The 7327-nt window shown below is 66.0% G+C and carries 8 protein-coding genes and 1 tRNA gene; 4 read left to right on the plus strand and 5 right to left on the minus strand.

The genetic code is table 11. The features are described 5' to 3' along the window. Positions 1 to 938, minus strand: a 938-nt coding sequence (locus tag ACRCSW_RS13460; RefSeq protein WP_438705841.1) for an alpha/beta fold hydrolase, incomplete at its 3' end; no start/stop codon positions are given. Between the two features lie 3 nt (positions 939 to 941). Continuing rightward, positions 942 to 1688 (minus strand): hypothetical protein, encoded by a 747-nt coding sequence (locus ACRCSW_RS13465; RefSeq protein WP_438705842.1) that lies wholly within the window; start codon positions 1686 to 1688, stop codon positions 942 to 944. Positions 1689 to 1845: 157 nt separating this feature from the next. Here ACRCSW_RS13465 and ACRCSW_RS13470 point away from each other — a divergent pair, with 157 nt between their 5' ends. Beyond that, entirely contained in the window at positions 1846 to 2502 is a 657-nt protein-coding gene (locus ACRCSW_RS13470; RefSeq protein WP_438705844.1) for a transglycosylase domain-containing protein, read from the plus strand. A 50-nt stretch (positions 2503 to 2552) separates the two neighbouring features. On the opposite strand, the gene ACRCSW_RS13475 is transcribed toward ACRCSW_RS13470, so the two are convergent. Together ACRCSW_RS13475 and ACRCSW_RS13480 are read right to left on the minus strand one after the other, a co-directional pair. Further along, complete coding sequence (locus ACRCSW_RS13475; protein ID WP_438705846.1) at positions 2553 to 3299, minus strand: hypothetical protein; 747 nt, start codon at positions 3297 to 3299, stop codon at positions 2553 to 2555. Further along, positions 3292 to 4389: a GSCFA domain-containing protein gene (locus ACRCSW_RS13480; RefSeq protein ID WP_438705848.1), complete on the minus strand. Its 1098-nt coding sequence runs from the start codon at positions 4387 to 4389 to the stop codon at positions 3292 to 3294. Before ACRCSW_RS13480 ends, ACRCSW_RS13475 begins: the two co-directional genes overlap by 8 nt. A gap of 119 nt (positions 4390 to 4508) precedes the next feature. On the opposite strand from ACRCSW_RS13480, the gene ACRCSW_RS13485 reads away from it, so the two are divergent. Beyond that, positions 4509 to 5774, plus strand: coding sequence for a DNA polymerase IV (locus ACRCSW_RS13485; RefSeq protein ID WP_438705850.1), 1266 nt, complete (start codon positions 4509 to 4511; stop codon positions 5772 to 5774). 92 nt (positions 5775 to 5866) lie between these two features. Here ACRCSW_RS13485 and ACRCSW_RS13490 read toward each other — a convergent pair whose 3' ends face one another. Next, positions 5867 to 6736: an N-formylglutamate amidohydrolase gene (locus ACRCSW_RS13490; protein WP_438705852.1), complete on the minus strand. Its 870-nt coding sequence runs from the start codon at positions 6734 to 6736 to the stop codon at positions 5867 to 5869. A 166-nt stretch (positions 6737 to 6902) separates the two neighbouring features. Here ACRCSW_RS13490 and ACRCSW_RS13495 point away from each other — a divergent pair. Together ACRCSW_RS13495 and ykgO are read left to right on the plus strand one after the other, a co-directional pair. Next, positions 6903 to 6977: transfer RNA gene (locus ACRCSW_RS13495), tRNA-Val, on the plus strand. Between the two features lie 71 nt (positions 6978 to 7048). Then, positions 7049 to 7174 carry a type B 50S ribosomal protein L36 gene (gene ykgO / locus ACRCSW_RS13500; protein WP_023666132.1) on the plus strand — a complete coding sequence of 42 codons (126 nt, stop codon included), beginning with the start codon at positions 7049 to 7051 and terminating at the stop codon, positions 7172 to 7174. The last annotated feature ends 153 nt before the right edge of the window (positions 7175 to 7327 follow it).

Raw genomic sequence — 7327 nt, forward strand, 5'->3', positions numbered from 1 at the left:
TAGCCCGCCTCGACCGCTTTCAGCGCATTCGCTGCCGCCCGCCGTGCCCGGCGGATGAAAAGCGTGTCTTCGTCGGGCAGATCCTTGCCCAAACGCAGCATCGCGTCGGCGGCCCGGATCACCAGCCCGTGCCGCCCCCGGTTTGCCGCGCCGGCAAGCATCGCGCGCTGCCATTTGGTCACTGCCCGCCGCCCGCGGAAGGCCTGCCAGAACTCGGGCCCCGCGCCATCACCGTCGATCAAGGCATTGATCAGCAGCGGAAAGGTCCCGGTCTTCAGGATCACCCTGATCGCTTCGTGGGTACAAAACGGCACCCGGACCAGCTGCACGTTCGGCCCAGCCAGCCGCGCGGCATGGGCGCGGTCTTCGGGGACAAAGGGATCATAGACCACCACCGCGCGACGGACATATGGCGCCGCTGCCGCCGCGTCCAGGAACGGCATCCCCTCCCAGTTCGACCGCTTCACCGCATAGGGAAACCGTGCCTCGTAGGGCGCAATCGCCTTATTCATCGTCGTCTGCGGGCTGAACGCCAACGCCCGCGCCTCGGGGATCAGGGGCGCAAAGTTCAGCGCCGCGAACCCCCCCATCGACGCCCCCGTCAGCACCACCCGCCGGAAGCGCCGGAAGAAGCCCCGCTCCTCCAGCGCGCGCAACAGCGCGGGGGCCGTCGGCTGGCGGAACCAGTCCTTCGCATGGCTTTGCACGCCCAGGACCGAATGCCCCATCGGCTCCAGCCGCTTCCAGGCCCAGGGACCGCGCGGCCAGCCTTCGTCGATCGTGGCAAGGTTGTCGAACGAGACGACCAGCCCATCCCCCTGCCCCTCGAACCAGAGGTTCGCGTGCTCTCCCTTGATCAGGAACCGGTTGGCCTGCGCAGCAGCGTCCAGGCCCATCTCGGGCGGGATATCCAGGGGCGGCGCTTCAGGGGTATCCACGGTCTAGTAGGTCCAGCGGACATAGCGCGTCAGCGCGGCCAGCGCATCCCGCGCCTCGGGATCGGACGAGCCAAGCAACGACCGGTCCGGCCAGAACATCACCTCATGCAGCCGCGATTGGCCCAGCGTCTTCGCCAGGCCCGCCCGGTTTGACCGGCAGCCGATGAAGAAGTCCGCCTGATGCGCCAGCCCCGGCACATTTGCCGTCGCGGTGGCCTCGCGGTCGCCCACCCGCAGCCGAAGGCTTTGCCCATCGAAGGCCAGGATCACAAGCTTGGCCTGCGGCCCCGGCGGTGCGGGCAGCGTAACCTCGACCGTGCCCGCCTTGTCTTTTGCCAGGATCTGCCCTTCGTTCTCGGTCAGGAAAATCAGGTTGTTGGCTTGACCCGTGAAGATCGAGGCCAGGGTCTTCGCCTCACCCTGCGACCGGTAGATCACCGCAACGGTGAAAGCTTCGACCTCGGCTGCAAAACCCGGCAGAGTGAAGCCGCAGTTCACACCGTCCTGACAGATCACAGCGCCGGGCGGCCCCGTCTCGAACCGGCTGTTCCCGCTGTTCGGAGCCGCGGCCACTGCCTCGACCGCCCGCCGCGCTTCGTGCCAGCCGGTGATCTTTCCGTTTGTCCAGGCCAGGTCGCTTTCCCTGGCGACGAACCGCGCCCCGCCGGATTGCAGAACGGCCTGCGCAAGCAGGCGGTCCTCACCGCCGATCAGGGCGCCGGGCGGCAGTTTTGCGGCAATCTCAAGCATTGGGCCTCCATCTCGCCGCCATCTTGCCGACCGCGCCATCCCGCCGCAAGCCCGTCGATCTACAGGGGAGTGGGCGAGTTTGAATTCCCGCTTTGAGCGCTTTGCGGTAATGCAGGGTTGCCCTTGCGCTTGGTCTTGGGCCACGAAGAGGGCACGGATGATCCGATTTCTGAAGTATTTGTCCCTCGCCGTTGCAACAGCGCTTGTGTTGGCCTTGGCATACGGAGCCAAGGGATATCTCGATGCGATTTCGGATGCGGATGAACTGCGGCAGCGCGCAGACAACCTGATAGAACTAGGATTTGGGGGCGACGCCCTTGGGCAAGGACGTCAGGACCTTCTGCTCATGATTGAAGATCCCGCGTTCGCGAGTCATTCCGGGATGGATTTCACCACCCTGGGCGCTGGTGCGACGACAATTTCTCAGTCGGTTTCAAAGCGGTTGGCCTTCGAGCAATTTCGTCCGGGGATCGGAAAAATCCGCCAAACGGGTTATGCTCTGGGTCTCGAAGCGCGGCTAGACAAAGACCAGATTCTCGCTCTGTGGCTTGAGACCGTCGAAATGGGGAGAGGTCCGAATGGCTGGATGACCGGCTTATTTCACGCAAGCGAAGAGTTTTATCAGAGGCAGCCGAACGAACTGTCGCAAGAGGAATTTTTGCGATTGGTTGCGGTTCTCGTTGCACCAGCGATCTTCGATCTGCGTAAAGAAGATGCTGCCCTCGCGGAGCGCCTAGAGCGGATCGAGCGCCTAGTCGCGGGAAATTGTGCCCCCAAAGATCATAGTGACGTTTGGCTAGAAGGTTGTCGGTGAGCGTCCGCTTCGTCCCCGGGAGCGGACACCCCAACTGACCCACCGCCAGCTCACGCCCGCCTCGGCGCTTCACGCGCAATCGGCATGACTTGCTGCAGGATAAGCGCTCCATACGCGGCATTGTGGTGTTCGAAGTCCGCCTTTTCCATGTAGTCGGCCACCGCAAAGGCCTTGTCCGTGAAGAGGCCCTCCACCACCGTTTCGTCCGGCTGCCGGATCAGCGTCATGCCGTCCTCGGCCACGGTCTCTTCGACGATCCGCCAGAACTCGGGCAGGCAGTCCGGCAGGGCATCCGTCATTTCCGGCGTCAGCGCCGTCCCATAGTGAGCCGGGCTCGCCGTGTAATAGGCGATCGGTGACAGAAGAACGCGCGCGGTTCTGGTCTGCGCGAGGCCCGCCGCCAGCCGATAGCCTGCCTGACCCCAAAGCCCGTCCGTAAGGATCCGCCGCATCAGGCCAGAGCTGAGATAGGGCCCATGGCAAAGGTTGCGCAGCAGGCCCTGGAACAGACCCCACAGATAGACCCGAGCGCCCATCACCAGGATCACGTCGAAATCGGCCGCCGGCAGGAACAGCCGCCCCTTGGCATTGAACTTGGCAAAGCGGCGCGCGGTGAAGTCGTCCACCGGATGGACCGCGCCGTCCCGGAACTCCAGATACCGGAACCGCCCGCCGACGTGGCCCCAGTACTCCAGCTCGACCCCCGAGACATCGACAAGGCCCTGGGTTTCGGCCTGTTTCAGGCAGGCGTAGTGGCTGTCGCCAAAGACGCAAAGCCGCGGCAGAGTGTCAGGCATTGCGCTGATCCGGGGCGAAGGCGGCCAGGATCTCTTCCTCGCAGCGCAGCTCTTCCGCCTCTGTGAGCTCCGGTTCGGCCGGTTCGTCCGAGAGCGGCGAGGGTTCCACGATGGGCGCCGGAGTGCCAGCCTCTCCGAAAGCCGCGGCCTGATCGCGGAAGAAGTTGGACATCACATGGTCCACCCCCTCGGGCAGGACCGACCGCAGGTTCGGCGCGAAGAACCGGCCGCGGTAGGCGGGATGGGTGATGATCTCGTAGGACGGGAAATAGTCGACCCGCACCTGGTCCCGCGTCAGCTCGGACGCGACCGCGCGCAGAAGCGACTTGGAATGGCTGGTGGCCGTCAGCACATGGTTCCCCGAAGCCGTCGCCGTCAACGGGACCGGCGACACGGTCAAGAGGACCATAAGCCGCCGGTTGGTCCGGAACATCAGCCGCAGCGCCGCCGTCATGTCAGCCATCAGCGCCGCGAACCCGTGGTTCACGAAGACATGCGCCTCGGGGTCGAACTCTCCCGCCACCGTGCCGGGGCAGACGGCATATTCCACCCCGCTCGCGCGGCTTTGCCACGCCTCGGTCAGCCCCATCGTGAAGACGAAGACATCCGCCCCCTTCACCGCCGCCGCAATTGCCGCCAGCGTATCGCGGCGCGAGGCCTGCAGCTCGTCGACCGAGGCAAACCCGCCGGGCTCCACCCCCGGACGGAACGGATCGTAGAACCTGCCGCCGCTTTCCCAGACTTCCTCGGGCGGTTCCGCCCCGGTCAAGGCCCAGGTCAGCCACTGAAGCAGCATCCGCGGCGTGTAGATGTTCCCTGTCCGGAAGCTGAACGTGCCGTAGTGATAGTCGTGCCGCTGCGCCGGGGTCAGGCCCGCCGGTCCGGGCTCGAAGTCCACCCAGCGATAGCGCCGGGCGACCAGCGCCTTTGCGAAATGCTGCGCAAAGCACGACCCCGCCGTGACAATCCGTGTGCGCCGCCGGACCGCGTATTTGGGCTTCCAAAGCCCGCTGATCTCCATCGCGTCGCGATCCGCCACGGCGGTGCGCCAGAAGCGGTCCTCGGGCAGGGTCTCATAGGGATGTGGCATGCGGGGGCCAGGTCCTTGGGCGTTCCGGCTAAGGATAGGACCGTTCGGTTGCGGGAAGGTCAATCGCTTTTCCGCAGGCCGCCCTCCACAGCCCGGCAGGCCCGTGCTAGCGTTGCACTATGCCCAGCCTCTGCCGCGATTGCCTGATCCTGACGGACACGGACCTCCCGGCCCAGGCCCGCTGCCCCGCCTGCCGATCGCCCCGCGTGCTGACCCACCCCGAGCTTTCGCGGCTTTCGATCGCCCACATGGACTGCGACGCCTTCTACGCATCCGTCGAAAAGCGCGACAACCCCGCCCTCCGCGACCAGGCCTTGATCGTCGGCGGCGGGCAAAGAGGCGTCGTCTCGACCTGCTGCTACATCGCCCGGATAAAGGGCGTCCGGTCCGCCATGCCGATGTTCCAGGCCCTGAAGCTGTGCCCCGAGGCCGTCGTCGTGAAGCCGCGCTTCAAGGCCTACACCGAAGCCTCCCGCGCCATCCGGGCGATGATGGAAGAGCTGACGCCTTCGATCGAACCCCTGTCGCTGGACGAAGCTTTCCTCGACCTCACCGGCACCGCCCGCCTGCATGGCGCCGCCCCCGCCGTGTTGCTCGCGCGCCTGACCAAACGGATGGAGGATGAGCTTGGCCTCACCGGCTCCATCGGCCTTTCGCACAACAAGTTCCTGGCCAAAGTCGCCTCCGACCTCGACAAACCCCGCGGCTTTTCGGTGATCGGGAAGGCCGAGACCGAGGCGTTCCTGAAGCCCCGGCCCGTCCGCATCATCTGGGGAGTCGGCACCGCCACCCAGACCGCCCTTGAAGCCGCAGGCATCCGCACCATTGCCGACCTCCTCCGCTGGGACCGCGCAGACCTTGGCGCCCGCTTCGGGCAGATGGGCGACCGCCTCTGGCACCTCGCGCGCGGCCAGGATACGCGCCGCGTGAACCGGGACGAGAAACTGAAGTCGATCTCGAAAGAGACGACCTTCTTCGAGGACACCTCCGACCCCGACCTCCTCGACGGCCATATCTGGCGGCTTTCGGAACAAGTGGCCGACCGCGCCAAGGCCAAGCGCCTCTCGGGCCGCACTGTCACGCTGAAGCTCAAGCGCGGCGATTTCCAGCTGGTCACCCGCCGTCATGCCCTGACCGATCCCACGCAACTGACCGACCGCATCTACCGGGCCGCGAAGGATCTCTTCGACCATGCCGGGACGAAAGGGCCCTTCCGGCTGATCGGCGTCGGCATATCAGACCTCGCGCCCGAGGATCAGGCCGACCTCTCCCACGACCTCCTCGACCCCGAAGCCCGCCGCCGTGCTGCCGCCGAGCGCGCCACCGACGCGATTCGCGCCAGGTTCGGGGCGGAAGCGATCATCAAGGGCCGCGCGCTTCGATAAAGCCCGAAATCCCTCCTCGTGCACTTCGTGTACTCGTCGGAACAACCGTCGCGAGGAGTGCACGAAGTGCTCGACGAGCAGTGCATCGAGCCCTACTCCGCCGCCAGCGCCAGCCCCGACCCGCTGTCCCCGGTGATCTCCGCCACCACCCCGGCCATCAGCGCCCGGAAGGACGCAAAGCCTGGCAGGGGCTCCACCCGGATTTCATCCATGTAAAGCGCCCGGTCGATTTCGACCTGCACGACATGCACGCCGCGCGACGGGCGGCCATAGGCCTGCGCCACATAGGCCCCGGCGAAAGGCGCGTTGCGCACCACCCGCAGCCCGGCCGCGCCAAAGGCCGCCTCGACCTGGTCCATAACCTCGCGCCCCGCCGCCGCGCCGAATCGGTCACCCAACACGACCTCGGGCGAGGGCTGGCCGGGCCTCGTATGCGCCTCGATCGCCTCATGCGGCATGGAATGGCAGTCGATCAGGACCGCCCGGCCGAACTCGGCCAGCGTCTCTTCGACCAGACCCGCCAGCGCCTGGTGATAGGGATGCCAGAACCGTTTGATCCGCTGCTCCGCCTCGGCGAGGCTAAGCTTGCCGCGATAGATCGACCGCCCGCCCGCCACCACGCGGGGAATCACCCCCAGGCCCGACGAGATGCGCGGATTGTGCGGCGCGCGCGCGATTCCCTCGATCACCGCCGGGTCAAGCTCATCGGCGGCCCGGTTCAGGTCGATGAAGGCCCGCGGCGCCCGCGCGCAGAGAAGCGGTGCCCCGAATTCGGGGGCCATGTCGAAAAGCCGATCTACGAAAGCATCTTCCGAGGACCGGATCGCGCGGCGGTCGAGCACGGCCTGGGCCATGAAACCCGACGCATAGTCGCTCCCGGAATGGGGCGAGGCGAAAACAAGCGGGCTCAGGCGCCGTTTCGGGCGGTAAAGAGCGAAGGCCTCGGTTTCCGTGCGCGACAAAGGAAACTCCCTCAGTTCCCTCTGGTATAGCGGCAGAATCCGGAAAGCCAAAACCCCTTGCAGGCCCCGGCATGACTCAGTATAGACCCGCCCTGACCGACGCGGTTCCGCCCGCGTCCTTTTCGTTTGATCGAATGGGGCAAGGCGGGGCGCATTGGCCTAAAGTGGGCGGTTAGCTCAGCGGTAGAGCACTACGTTGACATCGTAGTGGCCACTGGTTCGATCCCAGTACCGCCCACCATTCGCCGCCTCCTTCGGGGGGCATGGGTTTCAATCTGGCGCAGGTTCGCGCCGCGAAGAAGGAGGACGACCATGAAAGTCGCCAACTCGCTCCGCTCGCTGAAGACGCGTCACCGCGATTGCCAGGTCGTGCGCCGCAAAGGCCGCGTCTATGTGATCAACAAGACGCAGAAGCGCTACAAGGCCCGCCAGGGCTGAGCTCGCTTCCGGCTGACCGGACAAAGGGCCGCCCAGGGGAAACCCGGGCGGCCTTTGCTTTTAAGGCCGCTCGTCGTTTGGCTTCGCCCCTCCTCGCTGCGTGCCCGCCCACCGCGACGAGGAGACGAAATCGAACGAGGAGCCGGGCCCAGG

The organism is Tabrizicola sp. (genome assembly GCF_051645465.1).
In the GTDB taxonomy this organism is placed as follows: domain Bacteria; phylum Pseudomonadota; class Alphaproteobacteria; order Rhodobacterales; family Rhodobacteraceae; genus Tabrizicola.

Coding starts and splice junctions, on each gene's coding strand:
- ACRCSW_RS13465 (WP_438705842.1), bottom strand. CDS start 1,688: ATGCTTGAGATTGCCGCAAAACTGCCGCCCGGCGCCCTGATCGGCGGT.
- ACRCSW_RS13470 (WP_438705844.1), top strand. CDS start 1,846: ATGATCCGATTTCTGAAGTATTTGTCCCTCGCCGTTGCAACAGCGCTT.
- ACRCSW_RS13475 (WP_438705846.1), bottom strand. CDS start 3,299: ATGCCTGACACTCTGCCGCGGCTTTGCGTCTTTGGCGACAGCCACTAC.
- ACRCSW_RS13480 (WP_438705848.1), bottom strand. CDS start 4,389: ATGCCACATCCCTATGAGACCCTGCCCGAGGACCGCTTCTGGCGCACC.
- ACRCSW_RS13485 (WP_438705850.1), top strand. CDS start 4,509: ATGCCCAGCCTCTGCCGCGATTGCCTGATCCTGACGGACACGGACCTC.
- ykgO (WP_023666132.1), top strand. CDS start 7,049: ATGAAAGTCGCCAACTCGCTCCGCTCGCTGAAGACGCGTCACCGCGAT.